25 protein-coding genes and 1 pseudogene are annotated in these 25,751 nt (G+C 74.8%); 14 read left to right on the top strand and 12 right to left on the bottom strand.

Going from position 1 to position 25,751, the window contains the following annotated elements; translation table 11 throughout:
• Positions 1–149 precede the first annotated feature (149 nt).
• From ACFU74_RS22645 to ACFU74_RS22670, 6 genes are all read right to left on the bottom strand, one after another.
• Positions 150–1,535, bottom strand: a complete 1,386-nt coding sequence (locus tag ACFU74_RS22645) for an 8-oxoguanine deaminase (protein WP_380759521.1) — start codon at positions 1,533–1,535, stop codon at positions 150–152.
• 103 nt (positions 1,536–1,638) lie between these two features.
• Entirely contained in the window at positions 1,639–2,559 is a 921-nt protein-coding gene (gene pucL / locus ACFU74_RS22650) for a factor-independent urate hydroxylase (RefSeq protein WP_380759523.1), read from the bottom strand.
• 31 nt (positions 2,560–2,590) lie between these two features.
• Entirely contained in the window at positions 2,591–2,941 is a 351-nt protein-coding gene (uraH, locus tag ACFU74_RS22655) for a hydroxyisourate hydrolase (protein ID WP_380759525.1), read from the bottom strand.
• Between the two features lie 27 nt (positions 2,942–2,968).
• Entirely contained in the window at positions 2,969–3,472 is a 504-nt protein-coding gene (uraD, locus tag ACFU74_RS22660) for a 2-oxo-4-hydroxy-4-carboxy-5-ureidoimidazoline decarboxylase (RefSeq protein ID WP_380759527.1), read from the bottom strand.
• 116 nt (positions 3,473–3,588) lie between these two features.
• Entirely contained in the window at positions 3,589–3,969 is a 381-nt protein-coding gene (locus ACFU74_RS22665; protein ID WP_380759529.1) for a helix-turn-helix domain-containing protein, read from the bottom strand.
• Entirely contained in the window at positions 3,966–4,241 is a 276-nt protein-coding gene (locus tag ACFU74_RS22670) for a thiamine-binding protein (RefSeq protein WP_380759531.1), read from the bottom strand. The genes ACFU74_RS22665 and ACFU74_RS22670 overlap by 4 nt, the downstream gene beginning before the upstream one ends.
• Before the next feature lie 163 nt (positions 4,242–4,404).
• Here ACFU74_RS22670 and ACFU74_RS22675 point away from each other — a divergent pair, with 163 nt between their 5' ends.
• Positions 4,405–5,550 (top strand): glycerate kinase, encoded by a 1,146-nt coding sequence (locus tag ACFU74_RS22675; protein WP_380759533.1) that lies wholly within the window; start codon positions 4,405–4,407, stop codon positions 5,548–5,550.
• A gap of 108 nt (positions 5,551–5,658) precedes the next feature.
• Positions 5,659–7,032 carry an allantoinase AllB gene (gene allB / locus ACFU74_RS22680; protein WP_380759535.1) on the top strand — a complete coding sequence of 458 codons (1,374 nt, stop codon included), beginning with the start codon at positions 5,659–5,661 and terminating at the stop codon, positions 7,030–7,032.
• Between the two features lie 27 nt (positions 7,033–7,059).
• Here the strand turns inward: allB and ACFU74_RS22685 are convergent, their stop codons facing one another.
• Entirely contained in the window at positions 7,060–7,926 is an 867-nt protein-coding gene (locus ACFU74_RS22685) for a helix-turn-helix domain-containing protein (protein WP_380759537.1), read from the bottom strand.
• Between the two features lie 205 nt (positions 7,927–8,131).
• Between ACFU74_RS22685 and ACFU74_RS22690 the strand changes: the two genes are divergently transcribed.
• From ACFU74_RS22690 to ACFU74_RS22725, 8 genes and pseudogenes are all read left to right on the top strand, one after another.
• Positions 8,132–8,575 (top strand): hypothetical protein, encoded by a 444-nt coding sequence (locus ACFU74_RS22690; RefSeq protein WP_380759539.1) that lies wholly within the window; start codon positions 8,132–8,134, stop codon positions 8,573–8,575.
• A 172-nt stretch (positions 8,576–8,747) separates the two neighbouring features.
• On the top strand, positions 8,748–9,527 hold the full coding sequence (locus ACFU74_RS22695) for an IclR family transcriptional regulator (RefSeq protein WP_380759541.1): 780 nt from the start codon (positions 8,748–8,750) through the stop codon (positions 9,525–9,527).
• Positions 9,528–9,749: 222 nt separating this feature from the next.
• Entirely contained in the window at positions 9,750–10,670 is a 921-nt protein-coding gene (locus ACFU74_RS22700; RefSeq protein WP_380759543.1) for a metal-dependent hydrolase, read from the top strand.
• A gap of 142 nt (positions 10,671–10,812) precedes the next feature.
• Positions 10,813–11,928 carry a PDR/VanB family oxidoreductase gene (locus tag ACFU74_RS22705; protein ID WP_380759544.1) on the top strand — a complete coding sequence of 372 codons (1,116 nt, stop codon included), beginning with the start codon at positions 10,813–10,815 and terminating at the stop codon, positions 11,926–11,928.
• Positions 11,929–11,976: 48 nt separating this feature from the next.
• Entirely contained in the window at positions 11,977–12,927 is a 951-nt protein-coding gene (locus ACFU74_RS22710; protein WP_380759546.1) for a M24 family metallopeptidase, read from the top strand.
• Positions 12,924–14,666, top strand: a complete 1,743-nt coding sequence (locus ACFU74_RS22715) for an SDR family oxidoreductase (RefSeq protein ID WP_380759548.1) — start codon at positions 12,924–12,926, stop codon at positions 14,664–14,666. Before ACFU74_RS22710 ends, ACFU74_RS22715 begins: the two co-directional genes overlap by 4 nt.
• Before the next feature lie 117 nt (positions 14,667–14,783).
• Positions 14,784–14,996, top strand: a pseudogene (locus ACFU74_RS22720) (hypothetical protein); the annotation flags it as partial.
• Between the two features lie 140 nt (positions 14,997–15,136).
• The gene (locus ACFU74_RS22725; RefSeq protein ID WP_380759550.1) at positions 15,137–16,057 is read left to right on the top strand and encodes an SDR family oxidoreductase; all 921 of its coding nucleotides are present in this window, start codon (positions 15,137–15,139) and stop codon (positions 16,055–16,057) included.
• Between the two features lie 7 nt (positions 16,058–16,064).
• Here ACFU74_RS22725 and ACFU74_RS22730 read toward each other — a convergent pair whose 3' ends face one another.
• Complete coding sequence (locus ACFU74_RS22730) at positions 16,065–17,054, bottom strand: helix-turn-helix transcriptional regulator (protein WP_380759552.1); 990 nt, start codon at positions 17,052–17,054, stop codon at positions 16,065–16,067.
• Between the two features lie 117 nt (positions 17,055–17,171).
• Between ACFU74_RS22730 and ACFU74_RS22735 the strand changes: the two genes are divergently transcribed.
• The 3 genes from ACFU74_RS22735 (at position 17,172) to ACFU74_RS22745 (ending at position 18,616) form a co-directional block, all read left to right on the top strand.
• The gene (locus ACFU74_RS22735; protein ID WP_380759556.1) at positions 17,172–17,384 is read left to right on the top strand and encodes a cold-shock protein; all 213 of its coding nucleotides are present in this window, start codon (positions 17,172–17,174) and stop codon (positions 17,382–17,384) included.
• A gap of 115 nt (positions 17,385–17,499) precedes the next feature.
• Complete coding sequence (locus ACFU74_RS22740) at positions 17,500–18,144, top strand: LysE family translocator (protein ID WP_380759558.1); 645 nt, start codon at positions 17,500–17,502, stop codon at positions 18,142–18,144.
• Between the two features lie 175 nt (positions 18,145–18,319).
• The gene (locus tag ACFU74_RS22745) at positions 18,320–18,616 is read left to right on the top strand and encodes a hypothetical protein (RefSeq protein WP_350542697.1); all 297 of its coding nucleotides are present in this window, start codon (positions 18,320–18,322) and stop codon (positions 18,614–18,616) included.
• On the opposite strand, the gene ACFU74_RS22750 is transcribed toward ACFU74_RS22745, so the two are convergent.
• The 4 genes from ACFU74_RS22750 to ACFU74_RS22765 form a co-directional block, all read right to left on the bottom strand.
• Positions 18,598–19,779 carry an XdhC family protein gene (locus tag ACFU74_RS22750; RefSeq protein WP_380759561.1) on the bottom strand — a complete coding sequence of 394 codons (1,182 nt, stop codon included), beginning with the start codon at positions 19,777–19,779 and terminating at the stop codon, positions 18,598–18,600. The genes ACFU74_RS22745 and ACFU74_RS22750 overlap by 19 nt on opposite strands.
• 145 nt (positions 19,780–19,924) lie before the next feature.
• Positions 19,925–22,354: a xanthine dehydrogenase subunit D gene (gene pucD, locus ACFU74_RS22755; protein WP_380759562.1), complete on the bottom strand. Its 2,430-nt coding sequence runs from the start codon at positions 22,352–22,354 to the stop codon at positions 19,925–19,927.
• The gene (locus ACFU74_RS22760) at positions 22,351–22,839 is read right to left on the bottom strand and encodes a (2Fe-2S)-binding protein (protein WP_380759564.1); all 489 of its coding nucleotides are present in this window, start codon (positions 22,837–22,839) and stop codon (positions 22,351–22,353) included. The genes pucD and ACFU74_RS22760 overlap by 4 nt, the downstream gene beginning before the upstream one ends.
• Positions 22,836–23,723, bottom strand: coding sequence for an FAD binding domain-containing protein (locus ACFU74_RS22765; protein ID WP_380759566.1), 888 nt, complete (start codon positions 23,721–23,723; stop codon positions 22,836–22,838). Before ACFU74_RS22765 ends, ACFU74_RS22760 begins: the two co-directional genes overlap by 4 nt.
• Positions 23,724–24,112: 389 nt before the next feature.
• Between ACFU74_RS22765 and ACFU74_RS22770 the strand changes: the two genes are divergently transcribed.
• Complete coding sequence (locus ACFU74_RS22770) at positions 24,113–25,708, top strand: PucR family transcriptional regulator (protein WP_380759568.1); 1,596 nt, start codon at positions 24,113–24,115, stop codon at positions 25,706–25,708.
• Positions 25,709–25,751 lie beyond the last annotated feature (43 nt).

A 25,751-nucleotide genomic window follows, 5' to 3' on the forward strand; every position in this document is an offset into this window, starting at 1 on the left:
GCGGGGGCGCGCGGCCCGGCCCCGCGGGGCTCCGGGCGGGGGGGGCCCGGGGGGCCGCCCCCGCCCCCGCGCCCCCGTGCCCGGGCGGGGGGCCGGCGCCCAACGGGGGTGGGCGCCGGCACCCGTCCACGTAGTCGTCCGGTGCGGCGTCATTTCTCCCGGCCGGCCAGCTCTTTCGCCGCCCGGGCGCAGGTGCGGGCGATCCGCTCCTCGTCCACCGTGGCCAGCCGCCCCTGTTCGACGACGGCGTTGCCGTTGACGAGCAGGAGGGCGAGCGGCGGCAGCGCGCCGAAGGTGAGCGCGGCGACCGGGTCGGCGATCGAGGAGTGCATCAGGCCGTCGACCTTCCACAGCGCGAGGTCGGCGAGCTTGCCGGCCTCGACCGAGCCGATCTCGTCCTGCCGCCCGAGCACCCGGGCGCCGCCCATGGTGCCCAGCCGCAGCGCCCGGCGGCCGGTGAGCGCCCGCGGCGAGCCGTGCAGGCGGTTGATCAGCAGGGCGTTGCGCAGCTCGGTGCCGAGTTCGCCGGACTCGTTGGAGGCGGCGCCGTCGACGCCGAGGCCGACGGGGACGCCCGCCGCCAGCATGTCGGGCACCCGCGCCGTCCCGGCGGCCAGCCGGGCGTTGGAGGACGGGCAGTGCGCGACGCCGGTGCCGGTCCCGGCGAACTTGGCGATGTCGGAGTCGCTCAGATGGACGCAGTGCGCCATCCAGACGTCCTCGCCCAGCCAGCCGACCGACTCGAAGTAGTCGGTCGGACCCATGCCGAACTGCGCCTCGCAGAACGCCTCCTCCTCGGCCGTCTCGGAGCCGTGGGTGTGCAGCCGGACGCCCTTGCGGCGGGCGAGCCCGGCGCACTCGCGCATCAGCCGGGTGGAGACCGAGAACGGGGAACAGGGTGCGAGGGCGATCCGCAGCATGGCGCCGGGGGAGGGGTCGTGGTGGCGGTCGACGGCCTCCTCGCAGGCGGTGAGGATGGTGTCGAGGTCCTCGACGGCGTGGTCCGGGGGCAGGCCGCCGTCCTTGCGCCCGCGGTCCATCGAGCCGCGCGAGGCGGTGAACCGCAGGCCGAGTTCGCGCACCGCCTCGATCTCGGCGCCCAGGATGTCGCCGCCGCCCCGGGGGAACACGTAGTGGTGGTCGGCGGCGGTGCTGCAACCGGATTTGAGCAGCGCGGCGGCGGAGCCCTGGGCGGCGGCGTGCACCAGTTGGTCGTCGATCCGGGCCCAGAGCGGGTAGAGGGCGACCAGCCAGTCGAACAGGATGTCGTCCTGGGCGAGGCCGCGGGTGATCCACTGGTAGAAGTGGTGGTGGGTGTTGACCAGGCCGGGGGTGAGCAGGTGGCCCCCGGCGTCGATCCGGCGCGCCACGCCGTCCAGTCCGGCCGGGGCGGGGCCGTCGCCGACCGACTCGATCCGGTTGCCGAGGACCACGACGTGGCCGCGGGCGTACTCGGTGTCGTGGGCGTCGACGGTGGCGACCGCCGCGTTCTCGATGACGATCCGCCGGCCGGCGGGCGGGGGCTGGACTGCCATGGTGGCTCCAAGGGGGAGTCCGGGGGATCGGGGACGGCGGCCGGTCGGACGGCCGGTCGGACGGGGGCCGGGCGGGGGGTCGGCCAGGGGGCCGGACGGCCGGTCAGGTGACCGGGATGAGCGGGACGACGCCCTCGCGGTGCACGGTGCCCTCGATGAGGCCGTACATCCGGTCGGCGGCGTAGTAGACCTCGTTGTCGTTCTTGAGGCCGAACGGCTCCAGGTCGACCAGGAAGTGGTGCTTGTTGGGGAGTTCGAGGCGGATCTCGTCGACCTCGGCGCTGTGGTCGAGGACGCGGCTGCCCATCGCGTGCAGGGTCTGTTGCAGGGAGTAGGAGTACGTGTCGGCGAAGCCCTCCAGCAGGTGCCGCCTGACCTGGGCGTAGCAGCGGTCCCAGGGCGGTTCGGCCTCGTCGGCGCGGCCGGTGTAGCCGTACCTCCAGCGGGCGGTGACCTGGGTGGCGAGGATGCGGTCGTACGCCTCCCGGAGGGTGGTGTAGCCGTCCTTGAGGTAGCCCCAGAACTCCGAGTCGGTGGAGTTCAGCACGATGAGGTCCGTGAGCCCGGAGATCACCCGGAGGGAGTCGCCGTCGTAGACGATCTCGGTGGTGCGGACCTCCTGGCCGCGGCGGACGAAGGAGTGGCCGGCCTCCTCGGAGCCGGAGCCGGTGCTGTTGCCGGTCTGGTGGATGATCCGGTCCCAGGCGTACTCCTCGATCCGGATCCGGGCGCGGTGGACGACGCCGCGCTCGGTGGCGTCGACGAAGTGCCGGGCGAGCAGGATGCCGAAGGCCTCGGCGGAGTCGATGCCGTACTTCTTGGCGAAGGCGTAGACGGTGTTCTTGGCGGTGTCGGTGGGCAGGCAGTTGGCGTTGGACCCGGTGAGGTGGACGTCCTCGAACGCGCCGGAGAGGGAGACCGAGACGTTCAGGTCCTTGATCTCGTGGCGGGCGGAGTCCCGGCGGACGCGGACGATGCGGTTCTCCGCCTTGCCGTACTGGTTCTGGCCGAGCACGTGGGCCATGACGCGGTTCCCCTGTCAGTCGGGCGGCGGTCTAACTCCCGCGGTAGACCGAGTAGCCGAACGGGTTCAACAGCAAGGGCACGTGGTAGTGGTGCTGCGCCGGGGCGATGGTGAGGACGACCGAGACCTCGGGGAAGAACGGCGGGTCCTCGCTCGTCCGCGCGAAGTACGCGGCGGTGTCGAAGACCAGGCGGACGACCGAGTTCGCCGGCACGGCCGGCAGGCCCTCGGCCCGGCCGTCGGCGTTCGTGGCGGTGCTGCCGAGCGGCTGCCAGCCGTCCTCGGTGCGCACCGCGAGTCCGACGGGGACGCCCTCGGCGGGGCGGCCGAGGCTGGTGTCGAGCACGTGGGTGGAGATGCCGGTCATGGGGGGTGGCCTCACTGGTGGTGGTTGCTGGGTGACCGGACGTCAGATTCCTTCCAGTAGACGGGTGAGGCGGATGTCGTTGATCCTGCGGAGCTCGTGGCGGGTGATCTCCGCCTCGGTGGCGGGGTCGTTCGCGTGGCGCTCGCGCAGGGCCGCGAGCAGGGTGGCCGCGGAGCGGCCGGTCGCGCAGATCAGGAAGACATGGCCGAACCTGGACTCGTAGGAGGCGTTCGCCCGGCGCAGTTCGTCGAGCAGGGCCGGGTCGGCCTCGCGGACTCCGGCCTGCTCCTGCTGGGAGGCCGAGCCGCCGGCCGCGGGCGCGCCGATCCGGGGGTGGGCGGCCAGTGCGTCGCGCAGGTCGGCGGTGGAGAGCGCCGCCATCGCCTCGGCGTTGGCGTCGAGCAGCGCCCGGCGGTCCGGCCACGGCCGGGTCGCGGCGACGGCCTCGGCCCAGGCAGGGCTGGCGCAGACCTTCAGCAGGACCGCCCTCAGCCCGGCGGCGTCGACGGCCGCCAGGGCGTCAAGGGCACGGGCGTGGTCGGTCACGAGTGGACCTCCTGGGGAATGAAGCCACCCGCTCAAGCTAGATCGGCGGGGTCAGGGCGTCAACACTTTGTTGAACGTTCGCCCGTCGTGAGGCGCGCTCCGGGAGTGGGTCCCGGTCAGTTCGACTTTGAACCGTCCTGGCGGTTGAGGTAGTTGTAGACGGTGAAGCGGCTGACTCCGAGTGCCGTGGCGACCGTTTCCACGCCGTGGCGGACGGTGAACGCGCCGCGTTCCTCCAGGAGGGCGACCACGCGCTGCTTCTCGGAACGCTCCAGTGCGGACAGCGGTCGGCCGTCGAACTGGCGGGTCATCTCGGCGAGCAGGCGGTCCAGGGCGCTGCCGAGGTGCGGCAGGCGGACGGCCAGGGCCCGCTCGCCCTCCCATTCCAGGACGACGTCCTCGGGCCTGGCCGCGTCCAGCGGGACGGGCGTCGCGCCGACCGCGTCGAGGAGGGGCTTGAGCGCCGTGGCGAGCGGGTGCTGGGGCTGCTCGGTCACGGCCTGTCGCCCTCCGGGGCCGTGCTGTCGTGGGTCTCGCCGAGCACGCTGACCTGGAGGGAGATCCGGGTCGCGCCGGCATCCAGGCTCTGCCGGAGCAGTGCGGTCACGGCGGCCAGGATCTGATCGGCCTCGCCCTCGGCGCCGGTGCCGAACGGGCCGACCGATGCCGTCAGTCCGGCCTCGTCGACCGCCTGGCGGGCCGCCGCGGCGTGCGGCGGGAACGTGTCCAGTTCGAACGGTTCTGTTGTGAACTCCACCATCAATCGCACCTGCTCACTCTAGCGATCGGGGGTGCGGGGAGGGGTGGAATGACAGCTGACAGAATCTGTTATCTGTCAACTGAAATCTGTTATCTGAAATCTGTCAGCTGTCAGCTGTCGGTCGTCGATGCTTGAGAACATGGCCAGACCGTCCGGAAGTGAGGCTCGTGCCATGCCAGCCAGTACCACCCGCCAGGGCCGCGTGGTCGTGGCTCCCGACAAGTTCAAGGGCACCCTGGAGGCCGCCGAGGCCGCCGCCCGGATTGCCGCCGGCATCCGCCGCGCCGCCCCCGGCGTCGAGGTGCACGAACTGCCGGTCGCCGACGGCGGTGAGGGCACCCTCGCCGCCGCGCTGGCGGCCGGGTTCGTCCGGGTCCCCGTCGAGGTGGCCGGGCCCACCGGAGTGCCCGTGGACGCCGCGCTCGCCGTCCGTGGTGACACGGCCGTGGTCGAGCTGGCCCAGGCCGCCGGACTGGCCAGGCTCCCCGGAGGCCGGAGCGCCCCGTTGACGGCCGGTTCCTACGGGGTCGGCGAGCTGGTCGGACGGGCCCTCGACCAGGGCGCCCGGCGGATCGTGCTCGGCCTCGGCGGCAGTGCGAGCACCGACGGCGGGGCCGGCCTGCTCCAGGCGCTGGGCGCATCCCTGGTGGATGGCGAAGGCGCCGAACTGCCCTCCGGTGGAGCCGCGTTGCGGAGGCTGGCGCGGATCGACCCCGGACCGTCGGCCCGCATCCTGGCGGGCGTCGAGGTCGTCGTGGCCTGCGACGTCGACAACCCGCTGCTCGGCCCGCGCGGCGCAGCCGCCGTCTACGGCCCGCAGAAGGGCGCGAGCGGCGACGACCTGGTGGTGCTGGAGGAGGGCCTGACCCGGTTCGCAGACGTCGTCGGCGCGACCGTCGGCCGGGACGTCCGCGACGCCCCCGGCGCCGGGGCGGCGGGCGGCGTCGGCTTCGCCGCACTGGCCCTGCTGGGTGCCACCATGCGACCCGGCATCGAGTTCCTGCTCGACCTCCTCCGCTTCGAGGAGGCGGTGCGGGGGGCACGTCTCGTCGTCACCGGTGAGGGCTGCCTGGACGCGCAGACCCTCCACGGCAAGGCCCCCGCCGGCGTGGCCGCGGCGGCCGCCAGGGCGGGTGTCCCGGTGGCGGCGGTGGCGGGGCGGGTGGAACTGTCCGAACGCGAGTGGCGGGCGGCCGGCTTCGTCGCCGCCTACGCGCTGGGCGAGTTGGGTACGAGCCCGGCCGAAGTCCCGAGCAGGGCGGGGGAGTTGGCCGAGGTTGCGGGGGAGCGGCTGGCGGCGGACCTGCTGAATCGGTAGCGGGCGCCCGTCCCTCCCCTCTGTCCCATTGACGTCCTGTCGGAGGCGGGCCTAGGCTCCGGCCCACCCTTCGACCCACCCGCCCTCGTCCAGGCCCCGGAGGTCGCCGTGTCCCTCAGCCAGACCGCGGTGATCCGCTCCCGCCGGGTGGTCCTGCCGGACGGTGAGCGGCCTGCGGACGTGCTGGTCCGGGACGGGCGGATCGCGCGGATCGCCGCACACAACTCCCTTGCAGCCGATGGCGCCCGGCTCACCGATCTCGGTGACACCGCCGTGCTTCCAGGGCTGGTAGACACCCACGTGCACGTCAACGAGCCCGGCCGCACCGGGTGGGAGGGCTTCGCCACCGCCACCCGCGCGGCCGCGGCCGGCGGTGTCACCACCATCGTCGACATGCCGCTCAACTCGGTGCCCCCGACCACCACGATCGCCGGCCTGGAGGCCAAGCGGAAGGCCGCCGACGGGCGGGCCTGGGTGGACGTCGGCTTCTGGGGCGGCGCCGTCCCCGGGAACCTCTCCGACCTCGAAACCCTGCACCGTGCAGGAGTGTTCGGCTTCAAGTCCTTCCTCGCACCGAGTGGTGTCGACGAGTTCCCGCACCTGGAGCCGGCCGGTCTTGAGACCGTGCTCGCCGAGGTTGCCAGGCTCGGGGCACTGGCCGTCGTCCACGCAGAGGACCCGGCCGCACTGGCCTCCGCACCGCACCAACCGGGGCCCCGCTACCGGGACTTTCTCGCCTCACGCCCCGCCGGGGCGGAAACTGCCGCCGTCGCACGACTGTTGGCGGCGGCCCGCCGCACCGGCGCCCGGGTGCACGTGCTGCACGTCTCCTCGGCGGCGGTCCTGCCGCTGCTGCGCCGGGCCCGCGCGGACGGTGTCGAGGTCACCGCCGAGACCTGCCCGCACTACCTGGCCCTGGCCGCCGAGCGCGTCCCTGACGGCGGCACCGCGTTCAAATGCTGCCCGCCGATCCGCGACCAGGCCAATCGTGAAGCGCTCTGGGAGGCCCTGGCGGCGGGGGAGTTCACTGCCGTGGTGTCCGACCACTCGCCGTCCACCCCCGACCTCAAGCTGCTGCCCGAGCGCGGCGGCAGCGGGGACTTCGCGGCGGCCTGGGGCGGCATCGCCTCGCTCCAGCTCGGCCTTCCGGCGGTCTGGACCGAGGCCCGGTGGCGCGGCCACGGCCTCGCCGACGTGGCCGGCTGGATGTCCGAGGGACCCGCCCGGCTGGTCGGCCTGGGCGGTCGCAAGGGCGCCGTCGCGGTCGGCCACGATGCAGACCTGGTCGCCTTCGATCCGGACTGCGAATTCACCGTCCGAGCCGCCGAGTTGCAGCACCGGAACCCGGTCACCCCGTACGAGGGGCACGTTCTCACCGGCGTCGTGCGCCGCACCTGGCTGCGTGGGCGGGTGGTGGACGTCACGGGCGAGCCCTTCGGCGCCCAACTCGTCCGCCCGGGCGCCGCCGCACAGCCCGGGTGAGCACGCCCGTGTCCGGGCCGGGGAGGCTCAGGTGCTGTCGGCGACGATCGTCCGCACCTGTCCGTCGGGCAACGTCACTTCGGCGCGGACGGCGACGGGCCGGTTCATCCCGAACACCATGCGGGTCCAGAACGGCGGTGTCTTGCCGTTCATGGACGTGCAGTCCTCGGGGAAGCACACCTTGTCGGTCGGCGAGCTGACCGTCAGCCGTCCGCTCCATCCCGAACGGATGTGCAGGGCACCCCAGTTGGTTCCGCAGCGCGGCGAGTACCAGTTGACGAGCTTGCCGACCACCTCGCCGCCGTCCTTGATCTCGGTGATGTGGCCCTGTTCCGCACGGCTGTCCCAGCACCCGGTGTCGTTCGGGTCCTTGTGCTGGCAGCCGTAGCCGGCCTTCGGCCCGCCGCAGGACTCGGTCGGCATCGCGTCCCGGCCCGGCGGGTACTCCGAGCTGTTGCGCGTGGGGCCGCGCTCCGGGACGAGGGCGAGCGTGATCGTCGCGGTGAGCACCGAGGAGAGCACCACCGCGAGCAGCAGTGCCCACCAGCGGGTGCGGACCACGACCACCGGCCCGGGCGCTTCGCTCCCGGGTTCCGGCTCCGGACCGGTCCCCGCCGGTCCGGACAAGGCCAAGCACTGTTCCTCCGCCGCCTCCCACCAGCCGCGCCACCGGTCGACGTCCGTGCGCCCGCAGGCCTGGACGAAGGCCTCCGCGACGTCCCAGGAGGGAAGGCGCCGCCCGCTCTCGGCGATGGACAGGGTGCTGTGCGAGTAGCCGGACACGGCGGCGAGCTGTCGCAGGGTGAGACCCGACTCCCGCCGTACCTCGCGCAGCCGTTCGGCGAACCGCGCCGTTGCGCCGTCGCCCTCCAACGGAAGCTGTCTGCGTGCCATCGGACCGTCCCCCGGATCGTGGCGCTGCCTACGCTGTTCGATTGTTCACCGTTGTTCGGCCACGTCAAGGCCACCGTGCGCGCGGTGTGGGCCCTGTCCACCGTTGGTCACCGGGTGCCGGTGGGGCCTGGCCCGGTGACGAGGGCCGCTGCTGCACTGAGGGCCGAAGACGCGGCGAACGTCGCGTCCCGACGGAGGAGTTGGCATGCGAGTGAGGAAGACGGCGGCCGCTCTGGCGCTGTCGGCCGGCCTGGTGGCCGGCGGCATCGCGAGCGGCACGGGGACGGCCGAGGCGGCCGCGGGGTGCAGCGCGATCGGGGGACACGCCAGCGACGACGCGAGCATCGTCTGGAACGGCTGCGTGGCAGCCACCGACGGCCTGTGGTCCCGCTTCTACGACGGGCGCCCGCAGGTCGCCTGGTCCGACGAACTGTTCATGGCGTTCCCGTACAACACCGGCCTGCGCATCTTCTGCTGGCTCAACGGCCCGTCCGTCGCGGGGCCGTGGGGCAGCAGCGCGATCTGGGACAGGGTGGGCTTCTACGAGTGGCCGGGCGGCGGCGGGGCGGGCTTCACCTATCGCGAGCTCGCCGTCCCGGACGCCTGGGTCTATACCGGCAGCAATGACCCGGTGGTCCCGCACTGCTGATTGACGGTGACCGCAAGGGGGTATGAGGGGGCGCGGTGAGGCATATGCCAGTCAAGTGTTTCACCGCGCCTGCTCGGGATTCCCGCGAAGGAGGCAATGACGGCGCCCGGCGGTGGATAGGCTGGACCCTACCCGCCGGTCACGCCGCGGGGGGACATCGGAAGGGGACGACATGTCGACACCAGCCCCGGGCCGCCAGGCCGTGCCGGAGCAGGGCGCGCCCGGTTCGTTCGCCTCCCTGCAGCACGCCCTCAGACTGCTGGAGGCGGTCGACCGGCACGCCGGCGGCGCCACCCTGGTCACCCTGGCGAGGGAGACGTCCCTGGGGCTGCCGACGGTTCGCCGGCTCGCCGAGATCCTGGAGGTCGAGGGCTACCTGCTCTGCCAGGACGGCGGCTGGGTGCTCGGCGGTACCTTCGCGCTGCTCGGCCAGCACAACCGGGAGCAGTTGGTCCGCGCCCGGCTGGACAGCAAACTCGCGGAGCTGCGCGACGAGTTGGGTGCGGCGGTCTACTTCGGCCGCTACCACGAAGGCGAGTTGTCGGTCGAGGCGGTGTCCGCGTCCGAGGGTGCGCCCGCGGTGCAGGAGTGGGTGGACTTCCGGGCCACCGCGCACGCCAGCGCGATCGGCAAGTGCCTGCTCAGCCAGCTCGACCACGACGCCCGCCGGGACCACCTGGCGCGCCACCCGGTGGCCCGCCTCACCTCGCGGACGGTCATCGACGCCGACCAGTTGATGCACCGTCTGGAGCGCCAGCCGGCCACCGTTCCGGTGCTGGACATCCAGGAGTACGCGCTCGGCACGGTCTGCGCGGCCGTGCCGGTGACCGCCGGGAGCACGGTCGGCTGCCTGGCCACCTCGATGCCGGTCGACAACGTGCACCGGCTGAAGGCGGCGGCTGAACTGCTCGCCGCCCGCGCGGCGCCGCTGATGCTCGCGATGGCGGTCTGAATGGCGGGCCGAACGGCGGCCTGAGCCGGACCGCATGCACCCGGGGACCCCGCTTCGGCGGGGTCTTCGCGTTCCCGGAGCCGGAGTCCAGTGGGGTGCGGGGCACGGGTCACTTATTAGACTCGATGTCGATAAGGCGTGCCGAAACCCTTGTGGCGCGGGCCACCCGCGAGTACGTTGTGCCGGGTCGAGCCGCCACCCGCAGGTCAGGAGGGCCCTCCCATGCCCAGTCCCACCCTCGTTCCCGCCCTCGCCGCGCCCGCCGCCCGGGTGCACGAGGGCCTCGTCCTGGAGCCTCGCGACGTCCGCTTCGACTGGGCCGGCCTGCCGCTGCACTGGATCCCCGACGAGCCGGTGGCCACCCACATCATCAACGTCCTGCACCTGCTCCTGCCCGAGGGCGAGCGCTGGTTCGTCAAGGTCTTCAAGGAGGCCCTGCCGCTGGTCCGCGACGAGCAACTGCGCGAGGAGGTCCTGGGGTTCATCGGCCAGGAGGCCATCCATGCCGAGGCGCACCAGGAGGTGCTCGACCACCTGCTCGGCCAGGGCCTCGACCCGCGCCCCTACGTGCGCCAGATCGCCTGGCTGTTCCAGCGCGTGCTCGGGGACAAGCCCGGCCTGTCCGGCGTCCGCCGGCGCGAGAACATCATCGAGCGGGTCGCCTTCGTCGCGGCGATCGAGCACTTCACCGCCTTCCTCGGCGACTGGGCGCTCAACTCCCCGGGCCTGGACCGCGCCAAGGCCGATCCGACGATGCTCGACCTGCTGCGCTGGCACGGCGCCGAGGAGGTCGAGCACCGCAGCGTCGCCTTCGACCTGATGGTCCACCTCGACCCCGGCTACGCGCGCCGGATCCGCGGCATGCTGATCTCCGGACCGCTGCTGGTCCACCTCTGGGTGCGCGGCGCCCGCTTCCTGCTCGCCGCCGACCCCACCCTCGACGGCCGGCTCAAGCCCACCTGGCGCGAGGCCGGCCGGATCGCCCGGCGCGGACTGCTGCCCGACCCGGTCAGATCGCTCCGTTCCGGCCTGCGCTACCTGCGGCCCGGCTACCACCCCACCCAGGAGGGCTCCTCCAGCCAGGCCCTCGGCTACCTCGCGACCTCCCCGGCCGCCCGCGCCGCCGCCGGGCTGAACGGCTGACGACTGACAGCTGACAGATTTCAGCTGACAGATAACAGATGACGTTATCTGTCAGCTGAAATCTGTCAGCTGTCAATTGTCAGCCCGTCGGCCCGCCCGCCGTCAGCCCCCACACCACCCGAGCCCCCAAGGACCCCGCCGGATGGACCTGTGCACCCCGCCCCCCGACCTCTACGGCCGCCCGCGCGCCGACACCTTCTTCCGCTTCCTCACCGCGTTCGGCGACCGCTACAGCCCCGCCCTCGGCGGTCCGCTGCTGCGCCGCAACCCCCGGCGCCCCCTCGGGCGCCCCGCCCCCGCGCTCCAGTTGGTCGTCGCAGCCCGCCGCGCCGTCGCCGCCGACGCCGTCGAACTGACCCTCGCCGACCCGTCCGGCGGCCCGCTCCCGCCCTGGCAGCCCGGCGCGCACCTGCGTCTCACGCTCCCCTCCGGCCGCGAACGCCACTACTCGCTCTGCGGCAACCCCAGCGACCCCGGCGGCCCCAACGATCCCAACGACCCCGACGTCTACCGGATCGCCGTGCGCCGACTGCCCGACGGGGGCGGCGGCTCCGTCGAGATCCACGACACCGTCCACTCCGGCACCCGGCTCACCGCCCGCCGCCCGCGCAACGGCTTCGCCTTCTGCGCCGAACCGGCCGTCCTGCTGCTGGCCGGCGGCATCGGCGTCACCCCGCTGCTCCCGATGGCCCGCGAGGCCCAACGGCACGGCCTGGACTGGCGGCTGGTCCACACCGGCCGCAGCGCCGACACCCTCCCGTTCGCCGACGAGCTGCGCGCCCTCGACCCGGCCCGGGTCCACCTGCGCACCGACGACGAGCACGGCGGCCCGCCCACCGGAGCCGAACTGCTCGCCCACGCCCCGCGCGGCGCCGCCGTCTACTGCTGCGGCCCGGCCCCGATGCTCGCCGCCGTGCAGCGGGCCCTGGACGCCTCGCCCGCCGCGGCCCTGCACTTCGAACGCTTCGGCGCCGCCCCGGTCACCGACGGCGAGCCGTTCACCGTCCGCCTCGGCGTCGACGGCCCCGACCTCGCCGTCCCCGCCGACCGCTCCGCCCTGGACGTGCTCCGCGAGGCCCGCCCCGACCTCGCCCACTCCTGCCGCCAGGGCTTCTGCGGCACCTGCGAGGTCCGCCTGCTGGCCGGCACCGCCGACCACCGCGACCGCCGCCTCACCCCCGAGCAGCGCGCCGCCGGCGCCCTGCTGCCCTGCGTCTCCCGCGCCGCCGCGGGCGAGACCCTCGTGCTGGACCTCTAGCGACCCGCCCGTAGCCCGAAGCCCGAAGCCCGTCGAAGGAGCCCCGCAGTGCCGCGCAGCACCCCCGCCTTCCCGTTCTCCGAGCGCGACCTCGCCCGCTTCCGGGAGACCCAGCAACTCGCCTACGACTGCGCCGAGCAGGTCGCCGCCTGGATCGAACCCGGCGTCACCGAGCGCCAGGCCACCGGTGAGCTGCGCCGCCGCCTGGTCGCCGCCGGCGTGCAGGACTTCTTCCACGTCCCCTTCGCCTGGTTCGGCGACCGGACGGCGTTCCGGCACTTCCACACCCCGTTGCAGTTCTTCGCCGGCAACCGCCGCCTGGAGGAGGGCATGCCGTACGTGCTGGACTGCGCGCCCGTCGTCGACGGCTACACCGCCGACATCGGCTACGGCGGCAAGGTCGGCGAGAACCGCGTGTGGGACCGCCTCGCCGCCGACCTGCGGGTCTACCGGGAGCTGATCCTCGCCGAGGTCCGCGCCCGCAGGCCGCTCTCCGAGGTGTACGCGGCCGTCGACGCGCAGATCGAGGCGCACGGTTACGACAACCGCCACCGCGTCTACCCGGGCCGGGTGATCGGCCATCAGGTCACCCGGACGACGGCGCGCGGCCCGGCCGGGGTGAACGTCTTCGGGTTCGGCGTGCGCACCCTCCAGACCCTGGGGCGCGAACTCATCGGCGAGCGCCTGCACGGCCGCTCCCCGCTCTGGGCCGACGGCCGCTCCTCCCGGCACGCGCCCACCCCCGGCCTGTGGGCGGTGGAGCCGCACATCGGGTTCCGTGACACCGGCATCAAGTTCGAGGAGCTGCTGGTGGTGACGGAGGACGACGCGTACTGGCTCGACGACGACCTCCCGCACGTCCGCCGCTGGAATACTGCCCTCACCGAAAGCGCCACCACCCCAACCGCAGCCGGCGGGACCACCCCAACCACCCCGACCGCCACCGCAGCCACCACCTCCACCGCCGCGACCGCAGCCACCGAGGAAGCCGCCCGATGAGCACCCCCACCCGCCGCCGCACGGTCCACTCCGCAGGCCTGCCGCTCGCCGTCCACGAGCAGGGCGACCCGGCCGCCGCCACCGTCCTGCTGGTCCACGGCTACCCCGACACCCACGCCGTCTGGGACGACGTCGCCGCCGACCTCGCCCGCGACCACCACGTGGTCCGCTACGACGTGCGCGGCGCCGGCGCCTCCGGCGTCCCCGCCGACCGCGCCGGCTACCGCCTCGAACAGCTCGCCGCCGACCTGTTCGCCGTCGCCGACGCCGTCAGCCCCGACCGCCCGGTGCACGTCGTCGCCCACGACTGGGGCTCCCTGCAGTCCTGGGAGGCCGTCACCGCCCCCGGCGCCGAACGCCGCCTCGCCTCCTACACCACCATGTCCGGGCCCTGCCTCGACCACCTGGGCCACTGGCTGCGCGAGCGCCTGCGCCGCCCCACCCCGCGCCACCTGCGGCAACTGCTCACCCAGGGCCTCCACTCCTGGTACATCACCGCCTTCCACCTGCCCTACCTCGCCCCCGGCGTCTGGCGCCTCGGCCTCGCCCGCGCCTGGCCCCGGGTGCTGCGCGACCTGGAGGGCGTCACCCCGCGCCCCGGCCACCCGCAGCCCAGCCTGCGGCGCGACGCGGTGCACGGGATGGAGCTCTACCGGGCCAACATGCGCCCGGTCCTGCGGAACCCGCGCGAACGCCCCACCGAGGTGCCGGTCCAGCTGATCACCCTCACCGAGGACCGCTACGTCGGCGGCTTCCTCTCCGAGGGCCTGGAACGCTGGGTGCCCAGACTGACCCGTCGTACTCTGCGGGCCACCCACTGGTCCGCGCTGCTGGAGAAGGGAACCACCGTGGCCGGAATGGTCCGCGAACACGTCGCCCGCACCGAGGCCGGCCCGGCCGCCCGCACCGCCGCCGACGGGGGCACGCCCGACGACGGCCGGCTGGTCGTCGTCACCGGCGGCGGCAGCGGCATCGGCCGGGCCACCGCGCTCGCCTTCGCCGAGGAGGGCGCCCGGGTGGTGGTCTGCGACCTCGACCTCGACGCGGCCCGCCGCACCGCCGACCTCGCCGGCCTGATCGGCCCGACCGCGTACGCCTACCGGGTGGACGTCGGCGACGGCGCCGCCGTCGACGCCTTCGCCCAGCAGGTCGCCGCCGAGCACGGGGTGCCCGACGTGGTCGTCAACAACGCGGGCATCGGTCACTCCGGCACTTTCCTGGAGACCACCGAGAAGGAGTGGCAGCGGGTCCTGGACGTCAACCTCTGGGGCGTCATCCACGGCTGCCGGGCCTTCGGCTCCCTGATGGCCGACCGCGACGAGGGCGGCCACATCGTCAACCTCGCCTCCGCCGCCGCCTACCTGCCGTCCAAGTCGCTCACCGCCTACGCGACCAGCAAGGCCGCGGTCTTCATGCTCTCCGACTGCCTGCGCGCCGAACTCGCCGGCCACGGCATCGGCGTCTCCACCATCTGCCCGGGCATCGTCAACACCAACATCACCCGCACCTCCACCTTCTCCGCCACCACCGCCGAGGAGCAGGCCGCCAAGCAGGCCCGAGCCGCCCGCCTCTACGCCCGCCGCGGCTTCCCGCCGGAGAAGGTCGCTGCTGCCGTCCTCACCGCCGTGCGCACCAACAGGCCCGTCGTGCCCGTCACCCCCGAGGCCAAGGCCGCCCGCCTCCTCAGCCGCCTCGCCCCCGGCCTGCTGCGCCTCGCCGCCCGCCTCGACGTGACCTGAGCGGCCCCGTGGGCCTGTGATGTCGGATAGGGCTTGAACCCGATATCACAGGCTCCGTGCTGCTTCCGGGAGGTCGACCATGGCCCGTACCGTGATGGACGTTCAACGACGCTCGCCGGCACCTGGCGGGCCCTCTCGGTGGCGGACCTCGTCGTCGCGGCCACGGCCGAGCGCCACGGTGCGACTGTCCTGCACCACGACGGCGGCTACGACATGATCGCCGCCGTGACGGGTCGGCCGATCCAGTGGATGGTCCCACCCGGCTCGGCGGACCGACGGGCGGCCGCCGCTTCCCGAGGTCCCCGGCTCCGGCTCCTACGGCGACGGTGATCCGTCGGAGTGGCACTCGGTCGTCGTTCCACGGTTCGTGGCCCCGGTTCCCCCGGAATCCCGACAGGAGGTGTCGGGATTCCGGGGGAGCATCGGGGGTGACGGGCGGAGAGACCGCCGAATGCGAGGAAGGGCGAGGCATGACGGAGCAGCCGCTGAAGGGGAAGGTCGCGCTGGTGGCGGGGGCCACGCGCGGGGCAGGGCGGGGGATCGCGGTGGCGCTGGGGGCCGCCGGGGCGACGGTGTACGGGACGGGGCGCAGCGCCGAGGGGCGCCAGGGGGAGTACGGACAGCGCCCGGAGACGCTGGAGGAGACGGCGGAGCTGGTGACGGCGGCCGGCGGGCACGGCATCGCGGTGCGCGCCGACCACCTGGTGCCCGCCGAGGTGGCGGCGGTGGCGGCGCGGATCGAGGCCGAGCAGGGTGGGCTGGACGTCCTGGTGAACGACATCTGGGGCGGTGAGCAGCTGTTCGGCTGGGACGTGCCGGTCTGGGAGCACGACCTCGACAAGGGGCTGCGGCTGCTGCGGCTGGCCGTGGAGACGCACGCGATCACCAGTCACCACCTGCTGCCGCTGCTGCTGCGCCGCCCCGGCGGGCTGGCGGTGGAGATGACGGACGGCACCGCCGAGTACAACGGCTCCCGTTACCGGAACTCGTTCTTCTACGACGTCGCCAAGTCCGCCGTGCTGCGGATGGCCTTCGCGCTGGGGCACGAGCTGGCGCCGCGCGGGGCGACGGCGGTGGCGCTGACGCCGGGGTGGATGCGTTCGGAGCTGATGCTGGAGCACTTCGGGGTGACCGAGGGGACCTGGCGGGAGGCGACGGCGGCCGAGCCGCAGTTCGGCATCTCGGAGTCGCCGCTGTACGTGGGGCGCGCGGTGGCGGCGCTGGCCGCGGACCCGCAGGTGGCGCGGTTCAACGGCGCCTCGCTCTCCAGCGGCGGCCTGGCCCTGGAGTACGGCTTCACCGACGTGGACGGCAGCCGCCCGGACGCGTTCCGCTACCTGGTGGACGTCGAGGGCGCGGACGGCCCGGTGGACCCGGCCGGCTACCGCTGAGGCCCGGCTACCGCTGAGGCGGGCCGTAGAGGGCGGCGGCGCGGGCGGCGGCCTCGGCCAGCCGCCGCCGTAGCGCAGGCGGTTCGAGGACCTCGGCCTCCGGCCCGAGCCGCAGCAGTTCCTCGTAGCCGACGTCCAGGGATTCGACGGGGAGGCGGACGGTCACCCATCCGTGGCCGTCCGGTTCCCCGGCGCCGGCGAGCGCCTCCCGGGCGGTGGCCGTTTCGAGCAGGTGCGGCAGCCGGGCGGCGCCGTGCGGGCTGAGCCGGACGGTCACCCGTTCGCGCAGCAGGGAACGGGCGAACTCGGCGGCCTTGGCGTCCCAGAACGCGGCGAGGTCGAACGTTTCGTCACGCCGGAACGGCCGGTCGGCCAGTGGCTCGGCGGCGGCCAGCCGGTCGACCCGGTAGACGCGGTGGGCCGGCGCCGGGTCGTCGCCGTCCGGTCGGGCGGCCAGGTACCAGGTGCCCGCCTTCAGCACCAGCCCGTACGGCCGCAGCACCCGCTCGACCGGGTCCGCGTCAGGGCGCCGCCGGTAGCGCACCCGCAGCAGCCGCCCGCCCCAGACCGCCCGCGCGACCTCGGCCAGCAGCGGCGGCACGGGCGCGTCGCGGAACCACCCGGGCGCGTCCAGGTGGAACCGCCGGGCCCCGGCGCCCGGCGCCTCGCCCAGTTCCCCGGCCACCTTGAGCCGGGCGGCGAGCGCCGGATCGGCGAGGCCCATGTCCCCGAGCGGCCCGGGCAGTCCGGCGAGCAGCAGCACCTCCGCCTCGGTGCGGTCGAGGCCGGTCAGCCGGGTACGGTAGCCGTCGAGCAGCCGGTAGCCGCCGGCCCGCCCCCGGTCCGCGTACACGGGGACGCCGGCCTCGGCGAGCGCCAGCACGTCGCGCTGCACGGTGCGCTCGGAGACCTCCAGTTCGGCGGCCAGTTCGGCGCCGGTCATGCTGCGGCGCGCCTGGAGCAGCAGGAGCAGTGAGATCGCCCGGGCGGTGCGCATCGGCCGACGTCCTCCCGTTCCGGGGCCAGGGCGGGCGCCCGGCCGGTCCAGCACCGATCATGGAGGGCCAGGGGGTGTTCCGGCCCGCGCGCCCACCACCGGCCCCGAGGAGACCCGATGGCCACCGGCACCGTGCAGTCCTACCACGCGAACCACGGGTACGGGCTGATCACCCCCGACGACGACGGGCCGCCGCTGTACGTGTACTACGACTCGGTCGTGGCGGCGGCCGGCGGTGACCGGGTGCTGGTGGAGGGGCAGCGGGTGGAGTTCGACCCGACCGAGCAGGAGGGCCGCCGGGTCGCCGAGCGGGTGCGGCGGCTGGACTGACCCGTCCCGGCCCTCCCAGGGAGTCCGCAGGTGGAAAGGAATCCGCAGATGGAAGGAATCCGCAGGTGGAAAACCGGTTCGGCCGTCGATCGGTGCCCCCGTACGATGTGGGTCCATGGAAATGACGACCGCCCTCTGGTCCTTCGCCCTCGTCGTGGGGCTCCTGACGCTCACCCCGGGCCTGGACACCGCCCTGATCCTGCGGACGTCGGCGCTGGGCCACCGGCGGCAGGCGTGGGGCGTGGTGCTCGGCATCCAGACCGGGACGCTGCTCTGGGGGGCGCTCACCTCGGCCGGGGTGACGGCGCTGCTCACCGCCTCGCGGGTCGGCTACGAGGTGCTGCGCTGGGCGGGCGCCGCGTACCTGGTGTGGATGGGGATCGGGATGATCCGGGCCCGGGTCGAGGGCGGCGACGAGGAGCAGCCGGAGCCGGGACCGGGCGAGGAGAAGGCCCCGGCGGGCGGTCTGGCGTCCGGCTGGCGGCGCGGTCTGCTGACCAATCTGCTCAACCCCAAGGTGGGCGTCTTCTACGTGGCGGTGCTGCCGCAGTTCATCCCGGCGGGGGCGCCGCACTTCGCCGCCGGGGTGGCGCTGACCTGCGTGCACGTGGTGGAGGGGCTGCTCTGGTCGGTGGTGCTGGTGGGCTTCGCCCGGGCGCTGCGCGGCTGGCTGCGCCGTCCGGCGGCGCGCCGGGCGATGGACCGGGTGACCGGTGCGGTGGTGGTCGGGTTCGGCGTGAAGCTGGCGGTCTCCGACTGACCCCCGCGGGGCCGGCTCCGGCGTCCCGCCGCCCCGAGGGGCTCGCAGTTCACCCCTCCGGCGGTACCGGATTGGCTGCCGTGCGGATCCTCGGGCTGCACTGGAGGCGACCGGGCGACGACGGGCCGCAGTCGACGGACCGCGGTGCACAGCCCGCAGGAACAGGAGCCGTCCCATGGCGATCATCGCGGTGTTCGACCTTCCCGGGGTCACCCAGGAGCAGTACGAGGAGTCGGTGGACCGGCTGACCGGCGGCACCGGGCTGAACCGGCCCGAGGACTGGCCGGTGCGCGGCCTGCTGCTGCACGCGGCCGGTCCGCTGCCGGACGGCGAGGGCTGGCACGTCACCGACGTCTGGGAGTCCCGGGAGGCCTTCGAGCACTTCGCGGCGGTGCTGCTGCCGATCCTCCGCGAGGTGGGCATGGCGACCGCCCCGCCGATGATCTGCGAGGCCTACAACGTGGTCAGCTGAGCCCGCTCCGCGCCCGCCGCGAGCCCGTGCCCGGCACCGCTCGGGACGTCGTGGTGGATCGGCCCGTCGCCGGTGCCGAGCGGCAGGCAGCCGCCGCCGCGCCGGTGGGCGACGATCTCGGCGGCGACCGAGACGGCGGTCTCCTCGGGGGTGCGGGCGCCGAGGTCGAGGCCGATGGGGGAGTGCAGCCGGGCCAGTTCGGCCTCGGTCAGCCCGGCTTCGCGCAGCCTGGCCGCGCGCTCGCGGTGGGTGCGGCGCGAGCCCATCGCGCCGACGTAGCCGACCGGCAGCCGCAGCGCGCGCTCCAGCAGCGGGACGTCGAACCTGGTGTCGTGGGTGAGCACGCAGAGCACCGTGCGGCCGTCCAGCCGGTCCAGCTGGGAGTCCAGGTAGCGGTGCGGCCAGTCGACGACGACCTCGTCGGCGTCGGGGAAGCGGCGTGCGGTGGCGAAGACGGGGCGGGCGTCGCAGACGGTGACGCGGTAGCCGAGGAAGCGGCCGATCCGGGCGACCGCCGCGGCGAAGTCGACCGCGCCGAACACCAGCATCCGGGGCGCGGGCACGTACGACTCGACGAACAGGGTGACGGTGCCCTGCCCGCGCGGGTCGCAGGGACGCCCGTCGGGGCCGAGGACGAGCCGGCCGGTGCGGCCGGCGTCGAGCAGGGCGCGCGCCTCGGCGACGACGGCCCGCTCCAGCCGGGTCGGGGGCAGGGCGCCGTGGTGGCTGCCGGCGGTGACGGCGACCGCGGCGCCGAGCAGCCCGGCCGGGCCCGCGACGACCCGGGCGAGCGCCACGGGGGTGCCGGCGGCGATCAGCGCGATACCGGCGTCGAGGGCCGGGTCGGCGCCGGGGACCACCGGCCGGACGAGTACCTCCAGCACGCCGCCGCAGGTCAGACCGACCGCGAAGGCCTCCTCGTCGCTGTAGCCGAACCGTTCCAGCACCGTCTCCCCCGAGGCGAGGGCGGCCCGGCACAGCTCGTAGACGGCCCCCTCGACGCAGCCGCCGGAGACGCTGCCCACGACCTCGCCGTCCGCGTCGACGGCGAGCGCGGCGCCCGGCCCGCGCGGGGCGCTGCCGGTGACGCCGACCACCGTGGCCACGGCGAAGCGGCGGCCGGACGCGTGCCAGGCCAGCAGCTGCTCGGCGATGTCCTGCATGACGGGGGCTCCTTCGCGCTTTCGAGGGTAGGCGAACCGGGCCACCGGGGGGCACCGCCGCCGTAGGGAGAACGATCCCGTACGGCGGAGGGCATCCGTCCCGGCGGCCCCGGTGCGCCCCCGCCCGCGCGGGGGAGGAGGGCCGTCAGCTGAAGGGCTCCGGCCGCTCGGTGGTCAGGTGCTCGGGCCGGACCGGGATCCGCCGCAGGGCCAGGCCGGTGGCGGCGCGGATCGCCGCCACGACGGACGGCGTGGCGGAGACGGTCGGCGCCTCGCCCGCCCCGCGCAGCCCGTACGGGGCGTTCGGGTCGGGCAGTTCGAGGAGTTCGACCGGGATCGGCGGGGTGTCCAGGATGGTGGGGATCAGGTAGTCGGTGAAGGAGGCGTTGCGCACCTTCCCGTCCCGGACGACGATCTCCTCCATCACCGCGAGCCCGAGCGCCTGGGCGCAGCCGCCCTGGATCTGGCCGACCACCGCCACCGGGTTGACGGCCCTGCCGACGTCCTGGACGGCGGTCAGCTCGACCACCTTGACCAGGCCCAGCTCCACGTCCACGTCCACCACCGCGCGGTTGGCGCAGAAGCTGTACTGGACGTGCCCGAACCCCTGGCCGGTCTCCTTGTCGAAGGGGAAGGTCGGGCGGTGGCGGTAGACCCGGGTCAGGTCGACGGCGTCCTCGCCCAGCAGCTCGGCCAGCGGCAGCAGCGGGCCGGCCGAGGCGGAGACGACCGCGCCGCCGGCGAGCGCGAGGTCGTGCCCGGTCCAGCCGTAGCGGCGCCGGCCGCGTTCGATCAGCTCCTGCCGGACCGCCTGGGCGGCCAGTTTGACGGCGCCGCCCGTCATGTAGGTCTGCCGGGAGGCGGAGGTCGAGCCGGCGGAGCCGATCGCGGTGTCGGCCGGGAGGATGGTGACGTGTTCGACGCCCAGCTCGGTGCGGGCGATCTGCGCGTGCACGGTGACACCGCCCTGGCCGACCTCGGCCATCGCGGTGTGCACCAGGGCGACCGGCTCGCCGCCGATCACCTCAAGGCGCACCCGCGCGGTGGAGTAGTCGTCGAAGCCCTCGGAGAAGCCGACGTTCTTGATGCCGACCGAGTAGCCGACGCCGCGCACCACGCCCTCGCCGCGCGTGGAGTTGGACAGCGCGCCGGGCAGCAGCCGCGGGTCCGGGGTGTCGGGGTCGAGCGGCGGCGGCAGCGGCACGGCCTTGACCCGGCGCAGCAGTTCGGCGACCGGGGCGGGTGCGTCGATCTCCTGGCCGGTGGGCATCCGGTCGCCCTGCCGGACGGCGTTGAGCTGCCGGAACTCGACCGGGTCCATGTCCAGTTCGGCGGCCAGCCGGTCCATCTGGCTCTCGTAGCCGAACGCCGCCTGAACCGCGCCGAAGCCGCGCATCGCGCCGCAGGGCGGGTTGTTGCTGTAGAGCGCGAGGGCGTGCATCCGCACGTTGGGGATCACGTAGGGGCCGTGGCCGAGCGAGGCCGCGTTGCCGACCACGGCGGGCGAGGTGGAGGTGTAGGCGCCGCCGTCCAGCACGATCCGGGCGTCGGCGTACACCAGCCGGCCGTCCCGGGTGGCGCCGTGCTCGTAGGTCATCCGCGCCGGGTGGCGGTGGACGTGGCCGAAGAAGGACTCGTCCCGGGAGTAGACCATCTTGACGGGCCGGCCGGTGCGCAGCGCCAGCAGGCAGGCGTGGATCTGCATCGAGAGGTCCTCGCGCCCGCCGAACGCGCCGCCGACGCCGGCCAGGGTGAGCCGGACCTTCTCCTCCGGCAGCCCGAGCACCGGGGCCATCTGGCGGCGGTCCACGTGCAGCCACTGGGTGGCGATGTAGAGGTCGACGCCGCCGTCCTCGGCCGGCACCGCGAGCCCGGACTCCGGGCCGAGGAAGGCCTGGTCCTGCATGCCGACCTCGTAGCTGCCGCGCACCACGACGTCCGCCCCCGCCCGCACCTCGTCGGTGACGCCGAGGCCGGAGACCACCCGCTGCTCGTGGCAGACGTTGCCGTTCGCGGGCGGTGCGCCCCCGGGCGGCAGGTGCACGTAGCCGTGGGTCTGCGGGTCGAGGCACTGCTCCTCGGTGACGATCGGGGCCAGAACCCGGTACTCGACCCTGATCCGCCCGGCCGCGCGCCGGGCGGTCTCCGGGTGGTCGGCGGCGACCAGTGCGACCGGCTCGCCCTGGTAGCGGACCCGGTCGACGGCCAGGGCCGGCTGGTCGGCGACGTCCAGTCCGTAGTACTTGGTGCCGGGGATGTCCTCGTGGGTGAGCACCGCGTACACCCCGGGGACGGCGAGCGCCTCGGCGGTGTCGACGGAGAGGATGTCGGCCCGGGGGTGCGGGGAGCGCAGCGTCGTGCCCCAGAGCATGTCCTCGTGCCACAGGTCGGAGGCGTAGGCGAACTCGCCGCGCGTCTTCAGCGCGCCGTCGGGGCGCGGCGGCGAGCCGCCGACGCCGTCGCTGCCGCCGGTGCCGCTCTGCCGGATGGCCTGGAGGTTCTTCTCGCCCTGGACGGTCCGCTGACCCCGGGCGGCCCGGGTCCGCTCTCCCCGGGCGGTGCGCGGCGCGTTCATCCGTCCGCCTCCCGGCCGGCGCGGGCCCGGGCGGCCGCCAGCCGCACCGCGTCCATGATCTTCTCGTAGCCGGTGCACCGGCACAGGTTGCCCGACAGCGCCTCGCGGATGTCCGCGTCGGACGGCCGCGGGTCCCGGGCGAGCAGCGCGTCGGTCTGCACCAGCAGGCCCGGGGTGCAGAAGCCGCACTGGACGGCGCCGGCGTCCAGGAAGGCCTGCTGGACGGGGCCGAGCCCGCCGTCCGCCGCGCCCAGCCCCTCGACGGTGCGCACCTCGCGGTCCTGCACCTGGCCGGCCGCGACCAGGCAGGCGCAGACCGGCACGCCGTCCAGGTAGACGGTGCAGGAGCCGCACTCGCCCTGCTCGCAGGCGTTCTTGGAGCCGGGCAGGCCGACCCGCTCGCGCAGCACGTACAGCAGGCTCTCGCCCTCCCAGACGCCGTCGGCCTCGACCGGCCTGCCGTTGGCGGTGAACGTGATCCTCATGCCGCGCTCCCGATCTGCCGGCGGTAGTCGTCCCAGGCCCAGGTGAACGTGCGCCGGGCCATGACGGCGAGCGCGTGCCGCCGGTAGCCGGCGGTGCCGCGGACGTCGTCGATCGGGTCGGCGGCGGCCGTGACCAGCTCGCCGAAGCGCCGGAGCACCTCCTCGCCCGGCGGCTCGCCGCTCTCCCACAGGCCGCGTCCGGCGAGCACCGCGCCCAGGTACTCCTCGGCGTCGGCGGCGCGGCGCGGGGTGGGCGCGGCCGAGCCGATGCCGGTGCCGACGGTGCCGGTGCGCGGGTGCAGGGCGAGGGCGAACGCGCAGACGGCGATCACCATGGCGTTGCGGGTGCCGATCTTGGCGAACTGCTGCGGGCCGTCGGCGGCGGGGACCCGCACGGCGCGGATCAGCTCGTCGGGCGCCAGGGCGTTGCGCTTCACCCCGGTGTAGAAGTCGTCGACGGGGATCAGCCGGGTGCCGCGCACCGAGGCCGCCTCGACGAGGACGTCCCGGCCGGCCGCCAGCAGCGGCGGGTGGGCGTCGCCGGCCGGCGAGGCCGCGCCGAGGTTGCCGCCGACGGTGCCCCGGTTGCGGATCTGCGGGGAGCCGACGGTGCGGGCGGCCAGCGCCAGGCCGGGCAGCGGGCCGGACAGCTCGGTGATGATTCGGCTGTAGGGGACGGCCGCGCCGAGCCGCAGCACCGCACCGTCCCGCGACCAGTCGGCGAGCTCGCCGACGCGGTTCAGGTCGAGGAGGGCGGGCGGCCTGCGCGCGTCGAAGTTCAGCTCGACCATGACGTCGGTGCCGCCCGAGACCGGCAGCGCGCCGGGGTGCCCGGCCTTCGCCGCGAGCGCCTCGTCCCAGGTGGCGGGGCGAAGGAACTCCATGCGGACGCCTCCTCACGTCGTCACCGCCCGGGCCGTGGACGTGTCCGGGACCGTCCCGCCAGTGAACCGCGGCGGCCGGCCGTCCGGCAGTCACCGAAGGCATGAAGCCCCGGCCGCGGCGACGCCCGGCATCCTGTACGTTCCTCTAAAGGGCTCCCGGCGGCAGAGGCTCCCGAAGGGCTCCGCGCGCGGACGGCGCCGCGGCCCGGTCGTGCACGCGGTCCCTCCCACCTACGACCGTAGTCCGGCCGGGGTCCCCGGGCCACGGCCGCGCGGCCCGGGCAGCCCGGCGAACGTGACGCGGAGCACGGGTGTTCGGGCACACTGTGACCGCGGACCGAGCGCTCGGACCCCCTCGCCCCACCACCAGCCCCCGAAGGAGCCCGCGGATGCGTGTCCGTGACCTGCTCGCCCCCGGCGCCCCGCGCCTGCGCCTGCTCGCGGCCGAGGAGGAGCTGGACCGGCAGGTCAGCGGTGTGATGACGACGGACCTGCACGACCCCGGCCGGTACCTGCACGGCGGCGAGCTGGTCCTCACCGGCATGCTCTGGCGCTCCGCCCCGGCCGACTCCGAGCGCTTCGTGCGCACCCTCGCGGCCGGCGGCGCGGTCGCCCTGGCGGCCGGCGAGGCCGAGGTCGGGCCGGTCCCCGAGGACCTCGTGGAGGCCTGCCGCCGGCACCGGATGCCGCTGCTCGCCGTGCCCGACGACATCGCCTTCGGCACCGTCACCGAGTTCGTCGGCCGCCAGGTCTCCGCCGACCGGGCCGCCGACCTGGCCGCCCTCGTCGACCGGCACCGGATGCTGGTCTCGGCGGCCGGCGGCGGCGGACTGGACGCCGTCCTCGACCTGCTCGGCGGAGACCTCGACCTGGACTGCTGGGTGCTCACCCCCACCGGCGCGGTGATCGCGGGGCCCGCCGACCGGCTGCCCGCCGAGGACCGCGACCAGCTGGTCCGGGCCCACCTGACCGCCCGGCGCCTGCGCCGCCGGCCCCCGCTGCGGACCCGCCTGGCGGGCGGCGCCTACTCGCTGCTGCCCGCGCCCGCGGCCCCGGACGCGCCCTCCCCGCTGGCCGACTGGGTGCTGGTGGTGGCCGGCGACGTCACCGAGTGGACCGCCAAGCGCCAGCAGCTCGCCGAGAACCTCGCCCGGCTGGTCGCCGTCGAGCGCCACCGCCGCGACGAGGGCCGCCGGCTGCGCCGCCGCCTCGCCGACGAGGTGCTCGCCCTGCTGCGGCGCGACGCGGACCCGGCCGAGATCAGCCGCACCCTGTACGCGTCCTCGGCGATGTCCGCCCGCGACGAGGGCCCCGGGCACGGCGGCCGGGCGGCGGACGGACCGTCCTGGCTGGTGGTCAGCGCCGAGGGCGCCGGCCTGCCCGAGGGCGTGGTGCGGGCGGTGCTGGAGGAGGCGCTGGGCGGCGCCGCGGACCGGGCGCTGGTCGCCGGGGCGGGGACCGGCGCGGTGGTGGTGATGCCCGCACCGGCCGGCCCGGTGCCCGCCGAGGCGCTGCGCGAGCTGCTCGCCCCGCTGGAGGCCGGGCTGGGGCCCGAGGGCCGGATCACCGTCGGCGTCTCGGCCCCCGCCCGGGAGGCGGTCGGCCTGCGCGGCGCGCTGGAGGAGTCCCGGCACGCCCGCCGGATCGCCGCCGCCCGGGTCGGCCGGGTCTGCGTCGCGGGCCCGGAGGAGCTGGCCTCGCACGTGCTGCTGCTGGCCGCCGTCCCGGACGAGGTGCGCCGCGCCTTCCGCAGCCGGCTGCTGGACACCGTGACCGCCTACGACCAGGAGCACCAGGCGGAGCTGGTGCGCACGCTGGAGGCGTTCCTGCGTTCGGACGGCTCGTGGACCAGGTGCGCCGCGCAGCTGCACGTCCACGTCAACACGCTGCGCTACCGGATCGGGCGTATCGAGGAGTTGACCGGCCGCGACCTCTCGCGCCTGGAGGACCGGGTGGACTTCTACCTGGCGCTCGAACTGGCCTGAGGCCGGGCGGGCGGACGGCGGCGGCCCCGGAGCGCTCCGGGGC

Source organism: Kitasatospora sp. NPDC057500, from assembly GCF_042802195.1.
Lineage (GTDB): Bacteria > Actinomycetota > Actinomycetes > Streptomycetales > Streptomycetaceae > Kitasatospora.